We start from the raw sequence: 17,618 nt of genomic DNA, 5'->3' as shown, positions 1-17,618 counted from the left end.
TTCTAGAAACTAGGGACTAGCTCCTAGTAGCTTGCTCTTAGTCCTGCAAACCTAGCTTCTTCTCAAGGTAGTGAATATTTGCACCACCGTGTTGGAAGTTTTCATCGTTCATGATGTCAATTTGTAGAGGAATGTTGGTCTTGATGCCATCAATGATGGTTTCGCCTAATGCATTCTTCATGCGAGCAATCGCTACATCACGGTTTTCACCGAATGTGATTAGCTTGCCGATCATTGAATCGTAGTGTGGCGGTACAGAGTAACCCGCATACACGTGAGATTCCCAACGAACGCCCATGCCACCTGGTGGGTGGAAGTGTTGGATTTTACCCGGACAAGGTAGGAAGCGCACTGGATCTTCCGCATTGATACGACACTCAACCGCATGGCCGCGGATCTTAATGTCGTTTTGCGTGAATGATAAAGGTTGACCTGCCGCAATACGTAATTGCTCTTTGATTAGGTCAATGCCAGTGACCATCTCGGTTACTGGGTGCTCAACCTGAATACGGGTGTTCATTTCAATGAAGTAGAACTCGCCGTTTTCGTATAGGAACTCAAAAGTACCTGCGCCACGGTAGCCGATCTCAATACAAGCACGCGTACAACGCTCACCAATGTATTGACGCATTTCTTCAGTAATACCCGGTGCTGGCGCTTCTTCCACCACTTTTTGGTGACGACGTTGCATAGAACAGTCACGCTCACCTAGGTGGATTGCGCCACCTTGTCCATCGGCTAATACTTGAACTTCAATGTGACGAGGGTTTTCTAGGTATTTCTCCATGTAAACCATGTCATTGTTGAAGAAAGATTTTGCTTCAGAACGAGTCATTGCAATTGCTTCAACCAAATCGGCATCTTTACGTACTACACGCATACCACGACCACCGCCGCCACCAGAGGCTTTGATGATAACTGGGTAACCAATGCGTTTTGCAAAGGCGCGGTTTTTCGCATCGTCATCGTCTAACTGGCCATCAGAACCCGGTACACAAGGTACGCCAGCTTTTTTCATTGCGTTGATAGCAGAAACTTTGTCACCCATTAGGCGAATAGTTTCAGCTTTCGGGCCAACGAAGATGAAGCCAGATTTTTCAACTTGTTCAGCGAAGTCGGCGTTCTCAGATAAGAAACCGTAACCTGGGTGGATAGCAACTGCGCCCGATACTTCTGCAGCAGAAATAATACGTGGCACGTTTAGGTAGCTATCTGTACTGCGAGCAGGACCAATACAAATGGTTTCATCTGCAAGTAGTACGTGTTTTAAATCACGGTCAGCCGTTGAGTGAATGGCGACCGTTTTAATGCCTAGCTCTTTACATGCGCGAAGAATACGTAGGGCGATTTCCCCTCGGTTCGCGATGACTAATTTATCTAGCATTTTATTGCCTCTTGTTACCGTGTTAATGATGTGAGATCTGTTTGAAACAACAGACTTATTCAATCACAACAAGCGGTTGATCGAATTCAACAGGTTGGCCATCTTCAACAAGGATAGCTTTAACAACACCTGTTTTATCAGCTTCAATTTGGTTCATCATTTTCATTGCTTCAACGATACAAAGCGTTTGACCTTCTTGTACGCTTTGACCAATCTCGATGAAAGATTTCGCTTCTGGGCTTGGAGAACGGTAGAAAGTACCAACCATTGGTGAAAGTACTTTGTGACCCGTTTCTATAGGAGCAGCCGCAGGCGCTGCTGGTTCAGATGCCGCTGGTGCAGCCGCAGGCGCTGCTGGAGCCGGAGCTGCCGCATATTGAACTGGAGCTGCAGGAGCCGCTTGATTGCTATAGCGGTTGATGCGTACTGATTCTTCACCTTCAGAGATTTCAAGTTCAGCGATGCCAGATTCTTCTACTAGCTCGATAAGCTTCTTGATTTTACGAATATCCATAATGTGTTCTCTATTAGTTTAATTATTCATTTCACGACAATAGTAAAACTACTGCCAATGTCGTAAACGTGTCCAAGTAATTTGAACGCGCGAAATCTTGGTAGCGAATTCATTAAGCCGATGGCGTTTGGCTTAAATGAGCGTGCGCTGCCGAGAGTGCAAATTGGTAACCTTGAGCGCCGAGCCCGCAAATCACACCAACCGCTTTATCTGAAAGATAAGAATGATGGCGGAAAGCTTCGCGAGCGTGAACGTTCGATAGGTGCACTTCAATAAATGGAATCTTCACCCCAAGCAATGCATCGCGTAGTGCCACACTGGTGTGGGTAAACGCGGCAGGGTTGATGATGATAAAGTCGATAGTGTTGTAAGCGGCATGAATCGCTTCGATCAATTCGTATTCACGATTCGATTGTAAATGCGACAGTTCAATACCTAACTCTTTAGCTTGCGCCTCTAAGTTATTAACAATATCGGACAATGTATTAGAACCATAATGCGTCGGTTCACGTAACCCGAGCAAATTTAAATTCGGCCCATTTAAGACTAGAACTCGTAAGTTTGCTGACATTGTGTGGCTAATATCCATTAAAGTGAATGTAAAATGCATCATGTCATAATTTTGATGCTTTGCTAAGTAAGATAGCAAAAAAAATGACACTGAAGCTAATAATTTGACCGATTATAGCTAAATCAGCGCAAATCGCAGCATTTTACTGGTCTAATGACTGGTTTTTGCCAGTTTAAAGTCGATTTGTTTACTAAAAATGAAAAGTTAAGTTTACAAGTTGTCATGGTAATGAAAAAGAAACGACTTATATGATTGGTAAATAAAAGGCCGCCATATCATATGGCGGCCTTGGTGTATGGTGATGTGTCAATTACATTAAGTTGGCTTTTTCTTCAATCAGCTTATCCACCACACTTGGGTCGGCTAAGGTTGAAGTGTCTCCTAAATTGCTGGTATCTCCTGTGGCAATTTTACGCAAAATACGGCGCATGATTTTACCTGAACGTGTTTTCGGTAGTGAATCGGTCCAATGCAGTACATCTGGTGTGGCAATTGGGCCAATTTCTTTACGAACCCAGTCTTTCACTTCTTTGTGGAGTTCCGCTGATGGGAATTCACCATCATTAAGCGTGATGTAAGCGTAAATCGCCTGACCTTTGATGTCGTGCGGAATGCCGACAATTGCCGCTTCAGCAATCTTATCGAATGCCACCAGTGCCGATTCAATCTCTGCGGTTCCCATGCGGTGGCCGGATACGTTAAGTACATCATCCACACGACCGGTGATCCAGTAATAGCCATCTTCATCACGACGAGCGCCATCTCCGGTGGTGTATACGCCTTTAAAGGTCGAGAAGTAGGTTTGCTCGAAACGCTCATGATCGCCATAAATGGTGCGCATTTGACCTGGCCAAGAATCGGTAATGACCAGATTACCTTCATTGGCACCTTCTAAGACACCGCCTTCGTTATCAAACAACGCCGGTTGTACGCCAAAGAATGGACGGGTTGCGGAACCCGCTTTCAGCTCGGTTGCGCCCGGAAGTGGGGTGATTAAAATGCCACCCGTTTCGGTTTGCCACCAAGTATCGACGATCGGACAACGTTCATCACCAATGGTTTTGTAATACCACTCCCACGCTTCTGGGTTAATGGGTTCACCCACTGAGCCCATAATACGTAAGCTAGAACGTTTGGTGCCTTTAATTGCCTCATCACCTTTAGCCATTAGGGCACGAATCGCCGTTGGTGCGGTGTATAAAATGCTGACTTGATGTTTATCGACCACCTCGCTCATGCGACTGGTGTTCGGGTAGTTTGGTACCCCTTCAAATAAGATGGTTTTTGCGCCGTTAGAGAGCGGGCCATACACAAGGTAAGTGTGGCCGGTGATCCAACCCACATCGGCCGTACACCAGAACACATCATTGGGTTGATAATCAAAAACATATTTGAATGTCATGGTGGCATAAACAAGGTAGCCGCCAGTGGTGTGAAGCACCCCTTTGGGTTTCCCAGTGGAGCCTGAGGTATACAAAATAAACAGTGGGTCCTCTGCATTCATTGGCTCGGGGGCGCATTCAGGCGAAGCCTGTTCGGTTGCTTCATGCCACCAAATATCGCGTTCAGCATTCCATTCAACATTGCCGCCAGTGCGTTGGAAAACCACCACACTGCTGATATTAGTTTCTGGGTTTTTCAAAGCTTGGTCGACATTGGCTTTGAGTGGTACAGCGCGTCCGCCACGCACCCCTTCATCGGCCGTAATCACGACTTTAGCGTTGGAGTCAATAATACGGCCGGCAAGGGCATCAGGAGAGAAACCGCCAAAGACCACAGTATGAATAGCACCGATACGGGTACAGGCCAGCATTGCGACCGCGGCTTCAGGCACCATTGGCATGTAAAGACACACCACATCGCCTTTTTTAACCCCTTGTGCTTTTAACACATTGGAAAAGCGACAGACTTTCTCATGTAATTGGTTGAAGGTGATTTGCGCGTCATCGTTAGGATTATCTCCTTCCCAAATAATCGCGACTTCATCGCCACGCTCAGCGAGGTGACGGTCAATACAGTTAGCGGAAACGTTAAGTTGGCCATCTTCAAACCATTTTATGCTGATATTGCCAGGTTCAAAAGACGTGTTTTTGACTTGAGTAAAAGGCTTAATCCAATCGACAATCTTTCCATGTTTAGCCCAGAAACCTTGCGGGTCATTGACCGACTCTTGGTACATTGATAAATAGGTGTCATTGTCGGCGTGAGTTTGCTGCAAGATGTTCTCTTTAACGGGATGAATATGAACTTCACTCATTGGGCTCTCCTTGCTTGAGTCTGACTCAATTCTTTAATCGGTACGGAAGAAATTTATTGGCTGTTGTTTGATTTCTACTTTCTGCCTATGTTGGGACTTCCACAATTAGACTTTAGGCTTAGATGTTGTTAATAAAGGCTTTTCGTCTGATTTTATCGAGTAAAATGAGAGCTAGATCTGATGTTTTTGGTGGCGCCAGCCTTAACGTTTTTTATAGGCAAGGCTAGGGTTTGGCATGTTGCCATAGGTGAGTCGGACATAAATGAGTGCTGCGGTGATGGCATCTTGCAGTGCATCATGGCGCTCTTGAATCGGCAGTTCTAAATGTCGGCAGATCGCCTCTAAACTTAAATCACAATAAGCATTGGGCAATAGTCGTTCTATCTGTTGATGGTAAAGGTGACTGACTTCAATCAATGGATTGGGTAGCGGAAAGCCAAAGTGTTTTCGATAGGCGCGGTCTAAAATGGTTTTATCGTAACGAATGTGATAACCCACTAGAGGACGATTACCAATAAAGGCGAGCAGTTTTTCTAATCCTTCTGCTTCCGAATAACCACCGGCCAGATCATGATGCCGAAGTTGATGAATTTTAATCGAGCTTGAGCTCAATGATTGTGGCGCTTTGAGTTTGATATGAAACGGCTCACTGGTGATGATTTTATTATTGATGATTTTGGTGGCAGCGATAGTGACTAGCTCCGCTTGTTGTGGGTTTAAGCTGGTGGTTTCACAATCAAGAGATACAAACTCTCCTTTCGGTATGACACCAAAAAGAGGTTGGTATGGGGAATGTTTGAGGCGATAAAACCAATATAAACGTTGCAGAGCATTCATATGCGTTACTCTCGAATTTGATAGTGGTAGCTAAGCCATTGCTTGAATTTTTTAACCACATGTAGGCTATGACGCAGGAGATCGCGCTCACTACGATTGAGGCTTTGAACATCCAGTTGATTATGGCTATGTTGGCAAGTAAGTTGTTGCGACAGTCGCCATTTGATAAATAACTTGAGGGCTTCCGACAAATTATCCGCGGTTAAGCTTTCTAGAATATTTTGTTGTTGTAGTTGCTCGATTCGCTCAAAAGTATTGCTGGCGAGAATTTGATGTTCTAACGCTAATGTGCGAATGCCGTGTACGATCGGGAAAATGCCGCCTTGTTTAATATCTATCCCTTGTTTGTTTTGTTTAACTTGGCCAAAAAAAGTCAGTGGCACCGCAAAGCCTAGTGCTGGGCGGGCGAACTCCATTAAGCCTAGTCCATTATTGTGCATTAACGTGTGTAGTTGTTGTTTCAGAGGTTCGAGTAAGCTTTTATTGCCAGCAATCGCTTGAGCGTCCGAAAAAATGGCCAGCTTCATTACCGAAGAGGATGAGCTTTCTTTGGTCCATTGTTGTAAGCATTTTTTCCAATCTAGTTGGCTCTTGACCCATTCAGGATTATTGACCATCACTTTACCTGGACAAGGTGGATAACCTAGTCGTTGCAAAGTTTCACTAAAACGATCCATTAACGGGCCAAATTGATGCCAATGCAGACCATCTTTGATGATTAGCGCATTGTCTTGATCGGTCTTTAGGATTTGCTCGCCACGTCCTTCCGAACCGAGCACTAATAAGCAGCAATGATCATGTAAATGCGCTGGCACGATAAGCGCAAAAGCTTTCTCTATGATTTGTTCATTGACCGCAGAAATAAGCTCCATAATGAATCGAGTACGAATGCCGTTATGTTGTAGGGTTTGTACTAACTCTCGTTGCCGACTGGCGGCATCGATAAGCTCATCTAGATTATTCGCGTTGGCAATTCTCAAGGTTAATACGTGTGAGTGAGTAGAAAAAGCGCTCAACACTTGAGTGAGGTTGAGCATGCCAACGATTTGTTGACCTTGAGTGACCGCAAGGCGTTTGCACTTATAGCGAGTCATCATGATCATGGCATCAAATAAATAATCGCCTTCAGGCACATGCAGAACCGGAAAGTTCGCCACTTGTTGCGCCGGACAATCAAGCGGTTGTTGTTCCAGTGCGATCGCGTGTAATAAATCGGTGCGAGTAATAATGCCAAACGGCAATTGTGAATCAGTATATTGCCGTTTGGGTAGAGCGATTAACGCGGCATCACTACCATGTTGTTGCATTTGTTCGGTGGCTTGTTTTAAATTGGCATCGCTCTCGAGTATCAGTGCTGGCGTGTAGATCGCCTCATCGACTTTGGTGAGAATGAATTCCGCTAAATTTTGTTGATTATGCGCTTGCTCAATTCGCTGCTGGCGAGCCGATAAATTGTTATCAAAATAGGCGGCAAAGTCCTCGTTTTCCTTATATAGCGCTAGGAAAATACGTCGAGGAAGCAGATAAGAGAGCGTGTCCTCCAAGGCGGTATAACGATGTTTTATAGTGCCATCGAGTAGCGAGCGCACATCAAACATGTCTTCATGGCCGTAGTGAGCAAACACTTCTCTACCATCATCACTGGTTTCTTCTACCGCACCTTTAATTAATACATACAGGTTCTCATCGCATTTTCCGGGCGTGAGAATGGTGTCAGATTGGCGAAAGTAAGCCACATCAAGATTTGAGCGTAGTTGTGCCTGTTGCTGTTCTGATAAGCGATCAAAGGGTGCTAATGTCATATTAAATTTATCAGGCATGGCAACCACACTCATACAAAAATGGGAGATTTTAGTGTGGCGATTTTCATTGGGTCACGCTAGACGACTTTGGTCTATATAGACTTCTTACTTGATGCTGCTTTGTTGACTGATTATTTTTCGCATGACTGGAATAGTCACTGTGTAGGATAACAGGCATAATGACGCCTGTTTTTTTGTTTCTCAACAAGCCCTTGGATGGAATCATGCTCAAGCCTGCGCCTTTTGGTTGGATATCCCAATACTTTTTCGGTTTCTTTTTTGTTTATGGCGTGTACCTGCCTTTTTGGGGGATTTGGCTTTCAGATCAAGGGGTGTCTGCGGCAGACATTGGGATTTTGCTAGGACTGGGTTTTGCGACACGTTGTGTGGTGAATTTGATGGTGACACCTCGTGTGCATAAAGTGGAATATTTGCTGCCTGCATTGCGCATTTTGACGTTGGGTTGCCTGATTTTTACCAGTTTGCATTTAGCCGCAGGAGGGCGTTTTTTGTGGTTGGCATTAGCCGTGATTGGGTTTAATACTTGCTTTGGACCGGGGATGCCATTGTCGGATTCGGTGGCCAATTACTACAGCAAACTCAAATTGATTGATTATGGCCGCAGCCGTTTATGGGGGTCGGTCGCCTTTATTGTGGGTTCCACCTTAGTCGGTTATCTCGCTAATGGGTTTGGCAGCAATATGATCATTTACACGGCAGCCGCGGGTTTATTGGTGACGGTATTGATGTCGTTACGTCAACCATCACAAAAGCCTGTTACGCAATCTGAAGATGCAAAGAAAGCCAGACCGCCTTTGCTCGCACTGTTAAAGCAGTGGCCGGTCATTAAATTTCTGTTGTTGGTGGCCTTGTTGCAAGGTTCACATGCGGCTTATTACAGTTTTAGTTCGATTTATTGGAAAGAAGCTGGCATTGCTGAGTCGACCATAGGTTATTTGTGGAGCTTTTCAGTCGTATCTGAAGTGCTGTTATTTGCGTTTAGTGCTCGTTTGTTTGCTCGTTGGTCATTAAGAAGCATGTTTTTATTGGCGTCATTGGCTGTGATTGTGCGCTGGAGTGGTTTAGCGTTAACCCATGAGGTTTGGATGCTGGCGGGTTTACAGACGTTGCACGGCCTCACTTTTGCTCTGACACATTTTGCGACTATTCGCTATATTCAACAAGCCGATGACAACCAAATGGTGCCATTACAATCGCTGTATAACGCGATTCCTTTGGGGGCATTTGTCGCGGCAATGACAGCATTGAGTGGATGGGGCTATGAATATTTACACGCTGGGATCTTTTGGGTGATGGCTGCGATGGGTGTATTGGCGCTATTGGTTAAATTGGATGAACGGGCTCGCTAAATCAGCTCAACGATATTTTTAACGCTAGTGGTCTAAGGTTGTACTTGAGCTCGCTTTGGTACGAATCTGTTTTTGCACTAATTTGTTTTGCGCTAAGTTGTTTTTGCACTTGGCCCACACTTCAACATCAAATTGATTGAGAGTCACTCGCCCTCGTAGCACAATCCTTGTAAATACATGGATGTATGATTTGAGGGCGATATGCAAGGATGGATAGTGATCCCAGTATCACTGGCGTATTTAGGGATACTGTTTTTAATTGCCTGGTATGGCGATAGGCAAAAAAGCTGGTTATTTCGCTGGCGACCTTGGATCTATAGTTTATCCATTGCGGTCTATTGTACCTCTTGGACCTTTTACGGCACGGTTGGCCAAGCCAGTGCTGATATGTGGTCCTTCTTACCGATTTATCTCGCACCAATCATTGTCTTTACTTTTGGCTGGCGCATTCTTGCACGCTTAATTCTGATCACTAAGCGTGAGCACATTACCTCTATCGCGGATTTTATCGCCGCGCGTTATGGTAAATCTCAAGGGCTCGCCATTACCGTGACACTCATTGCGGTGATTGGCGTGTTGCCTTATATCGCTTTGCAATTACGAGGCATTACCATGGGGCTGGAACTGGTTGCCCCTAATTTAATGCAGCAACTTGGCTATCAAGATATGCAAGTGTCATGGTTTGTGGTCGGGGTGTTGGCGGTATTTACCATGCTATTTGGTACGCGCCATATCGACAGCACGGAACACCATCGTGGCATTATGATGGCGGTGGCGTTTGAATCGGTAGTGAAGTTATTTGCCTTTCTCGTGGTTGGCGTGTTTGTGGTTTACCTGATTTACCAAGCGCCTGACATCAGCATGTCGGATCTGACGCAGCAATATTATCAAGCCCCCAATATTCCTACTTTAGTCATTCATATGGTGCTGACCATGGCGGCGATCATCTGTTTGCCTCGCCAATTCCATACCACCATTGTTGAAAATGACCAAGCTCGTGATTTGCATGTCGCAAGGCGAGTCTTTCCTGTTTACTTATTACTCATGGGGTTATTTGTATTGCCGGTTGCATGGGCGGGGCAATATTTATTAGGAGGTTCGAGTGCCGACGCTTATGTGATTAGTGTGCCGCTTTCCGCCGACGCAGACACCATCGCTTTGCTTGCGTATCTAGGGGGCACTTCGGCGGCCAGTGGCATGGTGATTGTCTCGACGATTGCGTTGACGATTATGGTGTCCAATGATTTGGTATGGCCGATGCTGTTGCGTCGCATGCGTTTATCCAATGCCAAGCCAAAGCAAATTTCAGGTTTATTACTCAATGTTCGCCGCGCTTTAATTGCTTTGTTGCTAGCGGGCGCGTGGGGCTTTTATCAAATACTGGATCGAGTGCCGTCATTATCGGTGATAGGTTTATTATCTTTTGCGGCCATAGCCCAATTTGCCCCAGCATTATTGGGTGGTTTGTATTGGCGTAAAGGTAATCGGCAAGGGGTGTATGTCGGCCTGATCCTTGGTTTTGTGGTATGGCTGGCCACCTTAATGCTGCAAACCAATATGTTGGCGGGCAGTGAAGAAACCAACTTTTTGGTCTGGTTCTTAACCCCACCAGAATGGTTGCAAAGTTTAAATTTGAAGTCTTCCGATTGGGGAATGGCATTGAGCTTAGTCGTGAATAGTGCCGCGTATCTTTTGGTATCATTGATCACTCGTTCAAGCTTAAGCGATCGCCTGCAAGCCGCTTCTTTTGTTGGTACACCTTTTCCAGAAAGTGAAGATGTCAGTTTATATCAAAGCCGAGTGAGTGTGGCTGAGCTTGAAATGTTGGCTTCTAGGTTTGTTGGGCGTAAGCGGGCTCGCCATGCTTTCCAACTTTTTTGGTCACAACAAAGCGAAACCTTATTGCCGCAACAACAAGCTTCGGCTTCTTTGATTCGTCATACCGAACGGGTGTTGGCGGGGGTATTTGGGGCATCGTCTTCTCGTTTAGTGCTTACTTCTGCGCTGCAAGGTCGCAATATGCAGTTGGAAGAAGTGGCGGCGATCGTCGATGAAGCGTCAGAGTTGTATGACTTTAGTCGTGGTTTACTGCAAGGGGCGATAGAGCATGTGAGCCAAGGGATTGCGGTCGTCGATAAACAACTGCGGCTGGTGGCATGGAATCAACGCTATTTAGAGCTATTCGATTTTCCTCCAGGCTTGATTCAAGTGGGACGGCCGATTGCCGATGTGATTCGTCATAATGCTCAACAAGGTTTATGTGGACCGGGCGATCCTGAATTGCACGTACGCCGTCGAGTCGAACATTTGGAACGCGGTACTAAGCATACCTCTTCTCGAATCCGTGATGACGGGCAAGTGATTGAAGTGCAAGGCAACCCAATGCCCGGTGGTGGGTTCGTGATGAGCTTTTCTGATATTACCGCGTTCCGTCGCGCTGAACAGGCATTAAAAGAAGCCAATGAAACCTTAGAAGATCGAGTGCAAGAACGAACTCATGAGTTAGAAAAATTGAACACCAAATTGGTGGCGGCGACTCAAGATGCGCAACATGCTTCTCAATCGAAAAGTCGATTACTCGCCGCGGTGAGCCATGACTTAATGCAGCCACTCAATGCGGCCCGCTTATTTGCCTCATCGCTCAGTGAAACCGCCAATGATACCAATACCAAACAATTTTCAGCACACATTGAAAGTGCCTTGGGCGCGGCAGAAGATCTGATCGGCGATTTATTGGATATTTCTCGTTTAGAATCCGGCAAAGTGCCGACCGATGTTCGTTGTTTTGAATTGCGAGAAGTGCTCGATAAATTGGATGCGGAATTCAGTGTACTGGCCGCAGAGCAAAATATTGAATTTGAACGAGTACCGACGCAATTGATGGTTGAATCCGACCCTAAGCTGCTAAGACGGGTACTACAAAATCTTCTCACTAACGCGTTTCGTTATAGTCAACAAGAAGGGCGCAGAGGCAAAGTGTTGCTTGGTGTGAGGCGAACTAAGGACGATATTCGGATTGAAGTGTGGGATAACGGCATTGGCATTCCGCTTGAGAAACAAGGTGAAATTTTTGATGAATTTACCCGTGTCGATGAAAACCGCGCCGATCAAGGGTTGGGGCTTGGCTTGGCGATAGCTCGCGGGATCACTCGTTTACTAGGGCATGCTTTAGAGTTACGTTCATGGCCACAACAAGGCACCGTCTTTTCAGTAAGCTTGAAGCGCTGCCATCAACTTCCGGTGGTTGAAGCGAAAGCAAAAGCGGTAGAGCACGAGCCTCTGGCGAATATAAAAGTTTTGTGCGTTGACAATGAGCCAGAGATTTTATTGGGCATGAAAACCTTACTAGAGCGTTGGGGATGTGAAGTTCGTACTGCGCTCGATTTAAAACAAAGTTTGAGTGCACTAGAACAAGATTGGAGCCCAGAAGTGGTCTTTTCTGATTACCATCTAGATAATGGTCGTACAGGGTTAGAGGTGTTGCTGGCAATAAGAGAGCAAATTGGTGATAGTTTTGCTGGGGTTGTGATCAGTGCTGATCGCTCAGAAGAAGTGAATCAAGCTATTCAATCCGGCGGTTTTCAGTTCTTAGCTAAACCAGTCAAACCATTGAAATTAAGAGCGGTATTGAATCGTTTATAGATCTTGGTACTGTGCGCAAAATGAATAATAAAAGGATGTACGAATATGATGGGTGAATACCAAACCAAACAAGGTGTGTTAGTTGAGATTTTCCAGGGGCAAGTGCGCATTGCGATGGGCGGTTTAGTGGTCGCGGATAAAGTGGAGAATATTCACGCGATTGCTATTAATACGCCTGATGGCAAAGGGAGCTTTTATCTTGCGGTGGATGATTCAAATGCCTTGTTGTTTGTGGAAGATTTAGTTGAACTTGAAGCCGTCGCGCAAGTGTTGGATCTTGAGGTTGAGAAAGGTTAAGGGGGTTATAGTCCCTAGTTTCTAGGTGTAGCGTTTCTTGTGGCTTGGGCGCTTCGCTTCTCGTTTATCGAAAAAGCAGTTTGTGTTTGTTGACAGGACGACAGGTATCTTTAACCTATTTTCGAACAACGAACAACGAACAACGAACAACGAACAACGAACAACGAACAACGAACAACGAACAACGAACAACGAGCAACGAGCAATGCAAAAAGCCCGAAGCATTTAAACGCTTCGGGCTTTGTTTATTTAAGGATGTTTATCCTAACTTATTAGTGGTCGTGTGCTGTGCCTGCGCCTTTCGGGAAGCGGATTGACTCAACCATATCTTGTACATCTTGCGGTACCTCTGCGGTAAATTTATTCACCACAATTGAGACCACAAAGTTTAAGCACATGCCTAGAGTACCAATGCCTTCTGGGCTGATACCGAAGAACCAATTATCTGGTGTGCTAGCCGCTGGGTTAACAAATTTAAAGTAAATAATGTACGCAGCGGTAAATACGATACCGGTCACCATACCAGCAATCGCACCTTCTTTGTTCATCTTCTTATAGAAAATACCTAAGATGATGGCAGGGAAGAAGGAGGCGGCGGCTAAGCCGAAGGCAAAGGCCACTACTTGCGCCACAAAGCCTGGAGGGTTGATACCTAGATAACCAGCCCCGATAATCGCTAATGCGGCGGCTCCCCGAGCAAATAGCAGTTCCTGCTTATCGGTCATATTGGGCTTGAACTCTTTCTTCAATAAATCATGAGAGATTGAGGTCGAGATAACCAATAATAAGCCTGCGGCGGTCGATAGTGCGGCCGCTAAACCACCTGCTGCCAGCAGCGCCACTACCCAGTTAGGTAATTTTGCAAGTTCTGGAGAGGCCAGTACGATGATATCGCGGTTGATGCTCATCTCATTACGTTCATCACCTGAGTAGAACATTTTACCATCGCCGTTCTTATCTTCCCAAGAAACAAGGCCAGTGCTTTCCCAGTTGTGGTACCAGCTTGGTGCGTTCTCAGCCATAACACCTTGTTGATCTGGACCATTAATGGTCTCGATTAGGTTTACGCGAGCAAATGACGCAACAGCAGGTGCTGTGGTGTAAAGCAGAGAAATGAACAGTAATGCCCAACCTGCAGAAATACGCGCATCTTTTACTTTAGGCACGGTGAAGAAACGGATGATCACGTGTGGTAGACCTGCAGTACCCACCATTAACGCGGCGGTAATGAAGAACACATCTACGGTACTTTTCGAGCCATTAATGTAGGAGGTGAACCCAAGTTCTTGAGTTAAGCCTTCTAAACGGTCCATCAAGTACACATCCGAACCTGAAATGGTGGAACCCATACCAATTTGTGGGAACACATTACCAGTCATCATGATAGAGGTAAAAATCGCCGGCACTAAGAAAGCGAAAATCAGTACGCAGAATTGAGCAACCTGAGTATAAGTAATGCCTTTCATGCCACCAAGGACAGCGTAGAAGAACACTATCGCCATACCAATGATGATGCCGAGGTTGATGTCGACTTCTAAGAAGCGAGCAAATACCACGCCCACGCCACGCATTTGGCCTGCCACATAAGTGAAAGAAATGAAGATGGCACAGAAGATCGCCACTAAGCGTGCGGTACGAGAATAGTAACGGTCACCAATGAAATCAGGAACCGTGAACTTGCCGAATTTACGTAGATAAGGGGCTAAACAAAGTGCTAATAATACGTAACCGCCAGTCCAACCCATTAAGTAAACCGAGCCATCGTAGCCGGCAAAAGAAATGATACCTGCCATTGAAATGAAAGATGCCGCTGACATCCAGTCGGCAGCGGTTGCCATGCCATTGGCGACTGGGTGAACCCCGCCCCCTGCGACATAGAACTCACTGGTGGATCCAGCGCGAGCCCAAATAGCAATGCCGATATACAACGCAAAGGTGATACCGACGAGAATAAACGTCCAAGTTTGAATATCCATATAAGCCTCTTAGTCTTCCTGTACATTATATTTTTTATCAAGCGCATTCATGCGCGCGACATACACGAAGATCAGCGCAACGAAGGTATAAATTGATCCTTGCTGTGCAAACCAAAATCCCAATTTAAATCCTGCAAATTGGATGGTATTAAGTGCATCGACAAATAAAATGCCCGCACAATAAGACACCACAAACCAAATGGTCAGTAGAGTCGCCATAATGCCTAGGTTTTCCTTCCAGTAGGCTTGGGCATGTTTGTCAGATTCAAACGCCATGGCCATTCTCCTTTGTTTTACTTAATTATTTTCACTGCAATAAACAGTGAACTCTTTTGTTAATAAAACGTTACGAGAAAACAATAGCAGTAGTATTTGAAAGCAGCTTTTCAACTTTAGTCGGGCAAGAATGTCGAAGAATTAAGACCTTAGCGGCTTTTTTGTGAGGTCGGTTGGAATAATTTAGCCTAGCTCTGAGTAAGGGCTAGGCTAAGGTCTAATAAGGTTAGGCTAAGGTCTAATAGGGAACGTTGAAGTGATTTAAATCACAGGGTTAAAAATAGAAATCTCGGATACCCATCAATAAGTTATTCACAGCCACTGCCGCTAAGATAAGCCCCATCACACGGCTAATAATCGCCGCACCGACATTGCCTATCAGTTTATGGATACCTGTGGCACCAAGCAATAACGCCAGTGTCGACAACAACACGAGTACCATTACGCCAGCGGTTAAGCTTTGGTCGATGATCGAGTTACGGTGATTATCGGTAAGTAGCACAATCGCCATCATGGCACCCGGTGAGGCGATAGATGGAATCGCTAATGGGTATACGGCTAGATTGGCAAGATCAGAACGACCTAATTCTTCACCCATCTTGGCTTCTTGAGCCGGTTTGCCTTCACCAAAAATCATACTAAGCGCAAATAACAATAATACTAAGCCACCTGCGGCTTGAAACGCGGGCAGAGGGATTTGCATTGCTTCAAGTAATATTTGCCCCATGATTAAGAAGAATAATAATACCCCTGTCGCAATCGCGACCGCTTTTAGAGCGACTAAACGTTTTTGTTTGGTGGATAAGCCCTGAGTTTGAGATAAGTAAATAGGAACAGTACCAACTGGGTCAATAACGGCCCATAACACCACAAATTGGGTAATTAAAATCGTGAGCAAAATCTCTCCTAAGTTGAATATTTAATGGTTGGCTCATTCGAGCAATCGATTAGTCTCTTGGGTTAGCATTTATGACGATGCCAACGGTAGTAATTCGGTTATCTACTATATCACGAACATATAAAGTGACTTGTTCAAACTCTTTGGCGACATCTTGTTGTGGTTCACCCTCAAATAATTGATGTAAGAATTCGGCTAAAGATAAATGTGCTGTTGCCGGTAAACTGATGCCATAAGAATGTTGAATATCACTAATTTTAGTAAAACCTTTTAACAGTAATTCGGTGTTATAAAGTGTCGGGTCCTGCGCATCATTAATGCTCGCACAAGCGATATCGACAAAGTCGCGCATATTGGGTGCCATCATAATGAATAGGTGATCACCCGCTAACAGCAAAGTTGAACCTCGTGGGGGAATCACTTTCGTGCCACGAGAAATCATTGCCACTACACAGCCATCGGGGAGCGCCATTTGAGACAAACGTCGCCCAGCCGCTCTCGAGTCTTCACCGAGTTGGTATTGGACAATTTCTGTTTCACTCTCCCCTAAGGTTGTAATTTCCAAGGTAGCGGCTGGCGTCGGTGGTGGAGGAATGGTGAGGCCTAATTTTCGGGCCGCCAAAGGCAGTGTTGAACCTTGTACCGTGGCAGAAATCAAGACGACGAAAAACACAACGTTAAAAATCAAATTGGCATTGGGGAGTCCGTACATTAAAGGGTAAATCGCCAAAATGATCGGTACAGATCCTCTTAAGCCAACCCAAGAAACTAAAGCACTTTCTCTTTTATTAAAGCCAAATAACTTAAGAATGGGGAAGATGGCTAGTGGGCGAGCAATCAATGTTAAAACAATCGCGATCAATAAGCCTTCAAACCAAACATCGAGTAAAGAGGACGGTGTGATCAGCAAACCTAAGATCACGAACATGTTTATCTGCCCAAGCCAAGCCAGTCCGTCATGAAACAAAAAGGTGCTTCTTTGAAATACAAAACGACTATTACCAATAACAACACCTGTAATAAATATCGCGAGGAAACCACTGCCACCTAAGTTGGCGCTGATACCAAAAGACAGTAAACCTAACGCTGCGACCATCACTGGATATAAGCCAGAAGTCGTTAAATTGATATTATTAATAATACGAATCGACAGCCAACCACACACTAAGCCCACTAAAGAGCCTACTCCCATTTGTTGCACGAACAACATGATCAGGCCTGAGCCGGGTTCAATCTTATTCGTCATGATCTCGAGCAGGCCGACGGTTAAGAAAATGGCCATCGGGTCGTTAGTCGCGCTTTCAATTTCTAAGGTCGATTTAAGACGAGTGTTGATGTGGATCCCTGCCGTACGCAACAAGGAAAAAACGGCTGCAGCATCCGTTGAGCCGACAATTGCTCCAATCAACAAACCATAAAGTAGTGAAGTATTTAAGATATAGGCGGCCGACACTCCGGTGATAATGGTTGTTATAAGGACTCCGAAGGTGGCGAGCACGGAAGCCGGTTTCCAAACTTGCTTGATTGAGGTAATGGGCGTTTGCAAGCCACCATCAAACAAAATGATAGCCAGAGCCAGTGACCCAAGTGAGTGAGCAATTTGTGCGTTATCGAAATAAATACCGCCTGGACCATCTTCGCCTGCCAGCATGCCAACAATTAAGAACATCACCAGTAAAGGCAATCCTAAACGAGCCGATAATTTGCTCGATAAGATCCCTAACACCAACAAAACGGCGGCTAATAAAATGAGTTGGTCAATAACAAACATAGGCAGAACTCTTCCTGAATATT

The 17,618-nt window shown here is 45.4% G+C and carries 13 protein-coding genes; 3 read left to right on the top strand and 10 right to left on the bottom strand.

Annotated elements, in window-relative coordinates; translation table 11 throughout:
* Positions 1-37: 37 nt before the first annotated feature.
* From accC to VRUMOI_RS12095, 6 genes are all read right to left on the bottom strand, one after another.
* Entirely contained in the window at positions 38-1,384 is a 1,347-nt protein-coding gene (gene accC / locus VRUMOI_RS12120; RefSeq protein WP_089137667.1) for an acetyl-CoA carboxylase biotin carboxylase subunit, read from the bottom strand.
* Between the two features lie 55 nt (positions 1,385-1,439).
* Positions 1,440-1,898 (bottom strand): acetyl-CoA carboxylase biotin carboxyl carrier protein, encoded by a 459-nt coding sequence (accB, locus tag VRUMOI_RS12115; protein ID WP_089137668.1) that lies wholly within the window; start codon positions 1,896-1,898, stop codon positions 1,440-1,442.
* Between the two features lie 112 nt (positions 1,899-2,010).
* Positions 2,011-2,469, bottom strand: coding sequence for a type II 3-dehydroquinate dehydratase (gene aroQ / locus VRUMOI_RS12110; RefSeq protein ID WP_089137669.1), 459 nt, complete (start codon positions 2,467-2,469; stop codon positions 2,011-2,013).
* A 310-nt stretch (positions 2,470-2,779) separates the two neighbouring features.
* Positions 2,780-4,726, bottom strand: coding sequence for an acetate--CoA ligase (gene acs, locus VRUMOI_RS12105; RefSeq protein ID WP_089137670.1), 1,947 nt, complete (start codon positions 4,724-4,726; stop codon positions 2,780-2,782).
* A gap of 201 nt (positions 4,727-4,927) precedes the next feature.
* Positions 4,928-5,563 (bottom strand): 3'-5' exonuclease, encoded by a 636-nt coding sequence (locus VRUMOI_RS12100; protein WP_089137671.1) that lies wholly within the window; start codon positions 5,561-5,563, stop codon positions 4,928-4,930.
* A gap of 5 nt (positions 5,564-5,568) precedes the next feature.
* Positions 5,569-7,383, bottom strand: a complete 1,815-nt coding sequence (locus VRUMOI_RS12095; RefSeq protein WP_089137734.1) for a DUF294 nucleotidyltransferase-like domain-containing protein — start codon at positions 7,381-7,383, stop codon at positions 5,569-5,571.
* Positions 7,384-7,589: 206 nt separating this feature from the next.
* Here VRUMOI_RS12095 and VRUMOI_RS12090 point away from each other — a divergent pair, with 206 nt between their 5' ends.
* From VRUMOI_RS12090 to VRUMOI_RS12080, 3 genes are all read left to right on the top strand, one after another.
* Positions 7,590-8,735: a 3-phenylpropionate MFS transporter gene (locus VRUMOI_RS12090; protein WP_089137672.1), complete on the top strand. Its 1,146-nt coding sequence runs from the start codon at positions 7,590-7,592 to the stop codon at positions 8,733-8,735.
* Between the two features lie 201 nt (positions 8,736-8,936).
* A complete protein-coding gene (locus VRUMOI_RS12085; RefSeq protein ID WP_089137673.1) occupies positions 8,937-12,377 on the top strand; it encodes a hybrid sensor histidine kinase/response regulator in 3,441 nt (1,146 codons plus the stop codon).
* 45 nt (positions 12,378-12,422) lie between these two features.
* Entirely contained in the window at positions 12,423-12,674 is a 252-nt protein-coding gene (locus tag VRUMOI_RS12080) for a hypothetical protein (protein WP_089137674.1), read from the top strand.
* A 272-nt stretch (positions 12,675-12,946) separates the two neighbouring features.
* On the opposite strand, the gene VRUMOI_RS12075 is transcribed toward VRUMOI_RS12080, so the two are convergent.
* The 4 genes from VRUMOI_RS12075 to VRUMOI_RS12060 form a co-directional block, all read right to left on the bottom strand.
* Positions 12,947-14,650 (bottom strand): sodium:solute symporter family protein, encoded by a 1,704-nt coding sequence (locus VRUMOI_RS12075; RefSeq protein ID WP_089137675.1) that lies wholly within the window; start codon positions 14,648-14,650, stop codon positions 12,947-12,949.
* Between the two features lie 9 nt (positions 14,651-14,659).
* Positions 14,660-14,926, bottom strand: a complete 267-nt coding sequence (locus VRUMOI_RS12070; RefSeq protein ID WP_089137676.1) for a DUF4212 domain-containing protein — start codon at positions 14,924-14,926, stop codon at positions 14,660-14,662.
* Between the two features lie 274 nt (positions 14,927-15,200).
* Entirely contained in the window at positions 15,201-15,824 is a 624-nt protein-coding gene (locus tag VRUMOI_RS12065) for a MarC family protein (RefSeq protein ID WP_089137677.1), read from the bottom strand.
* A gap of 49 nt (positions 15,825-15,873) precedes the next feature.
* Positions 15,874-17,595, bottom strand: coding sequence for a potassium/proton antiporter (locus VRUMOI_RS12060; RefSeq protein WP_089137678.1), 1,722 nt, complete (start codon positions 17,593-17,595; stop codon positions 15,874-15,876).
* Positions 17,596-17,618 lie beyond the last annotated feature (23 nt).

The sequence above is a fragment of the Vibrio rumoiensis genome (assembly GCF_002218045.2).
GTDB lineage: Bacteria > Pseudomonadota > Gammaproteobacteria > Enterobacterales > Vibrionaceae > Vibrio > Vibrio rumoiensis.
Note: the sequence above shows the minus strand (reverse complement) of the source record. Positions and strands in the feature narration are given on the sequence as shown.

Bases quoted from the DNA above. Each gene is read 5' to 3' on its own strand.
- VRUMOI_RS12100 (WP_089137671.1), bottom strand. From the start codon at position 5,563: ATGAATGCTCTGCAACGTTTATATTGGTTTTATCGCCTCAAACATTCC.
- VRUMOI_RS12070 (WP_089137676.1), bottom strand. From the start codon at position 14,926: ATGGCGTTTGAATCTGACAAACATGCCCAAGCCTACTGGAAGGAAAAC.
- VRUMOI_RS12060 (WP_089137678.1), bottom strand. From the start codon at position 17,595: ATGTTTGTTATTGACCAACTCATTTTATTAGCCGCCGTTTTGTTGGTG.
- VRUMOI_RS12095 (WP_089137734.1), bottom strand. From the start codon at position 7,383: ATGCCTGATAAATTTAATATGACATTAGCACCCTTTGATCGCTTATCA.
- VRUMOI_RS12085 (WP_089137673.1), top strand. From the start codon at position 8,937: ATGCAAGGATGGATAGTGATCCCAGTATCACTGGCGTATTTAGGGATA.
- accB (WP_089137668.1), bottom strand. From the start codon at position 1,898: ATGGATATTCGTAAAATCAAGAAGCTTATCGAGCTAGTAGAAGAATCT.
- VRUMOI_RS12075 (WP_089137675.1), bottom strand. From the start codon at position 14,650: ATGGATATTCAAACTTGGACGTTTATTCTCGTCGGTATCACCTTTGCG.
- acs (WP_089137670.1), bottom strand. From the start codon at position 4,726: ATGAGTGAAGTTCATATTCATCCCGTTAAAGAGAACATCTTGCAGCAA.
- aroQ (WP_089137669.1), bottom strand. From the start codon at position 2,469: ATGTCAGCAAACTTACGAGTTCTAGTCTTAAATGGGCCGAATTTAAAT.
- VRUMOI_RS12080 (WP_089137674.1), top strand. From the start codon at position 12,423: ATGATGGGTGAATACCAAACCAAACAAGGTGTGTTAGTTGAGATTTTC.
- VRUMOI_RS12090 (WP_089137672.1), top strand. From the start codon at position 7,590: ATGCTCAAGCCTGCGCCTTTTGGTTGGATATCCCAATACTTTTTCGGT.
- accC (WP_089137667.1), bottom strand. From the start codon at position 1,384: ATGCTAGATAAATTAGTCATCGCGAACCGAGGGGAAATCGCCCTACGT.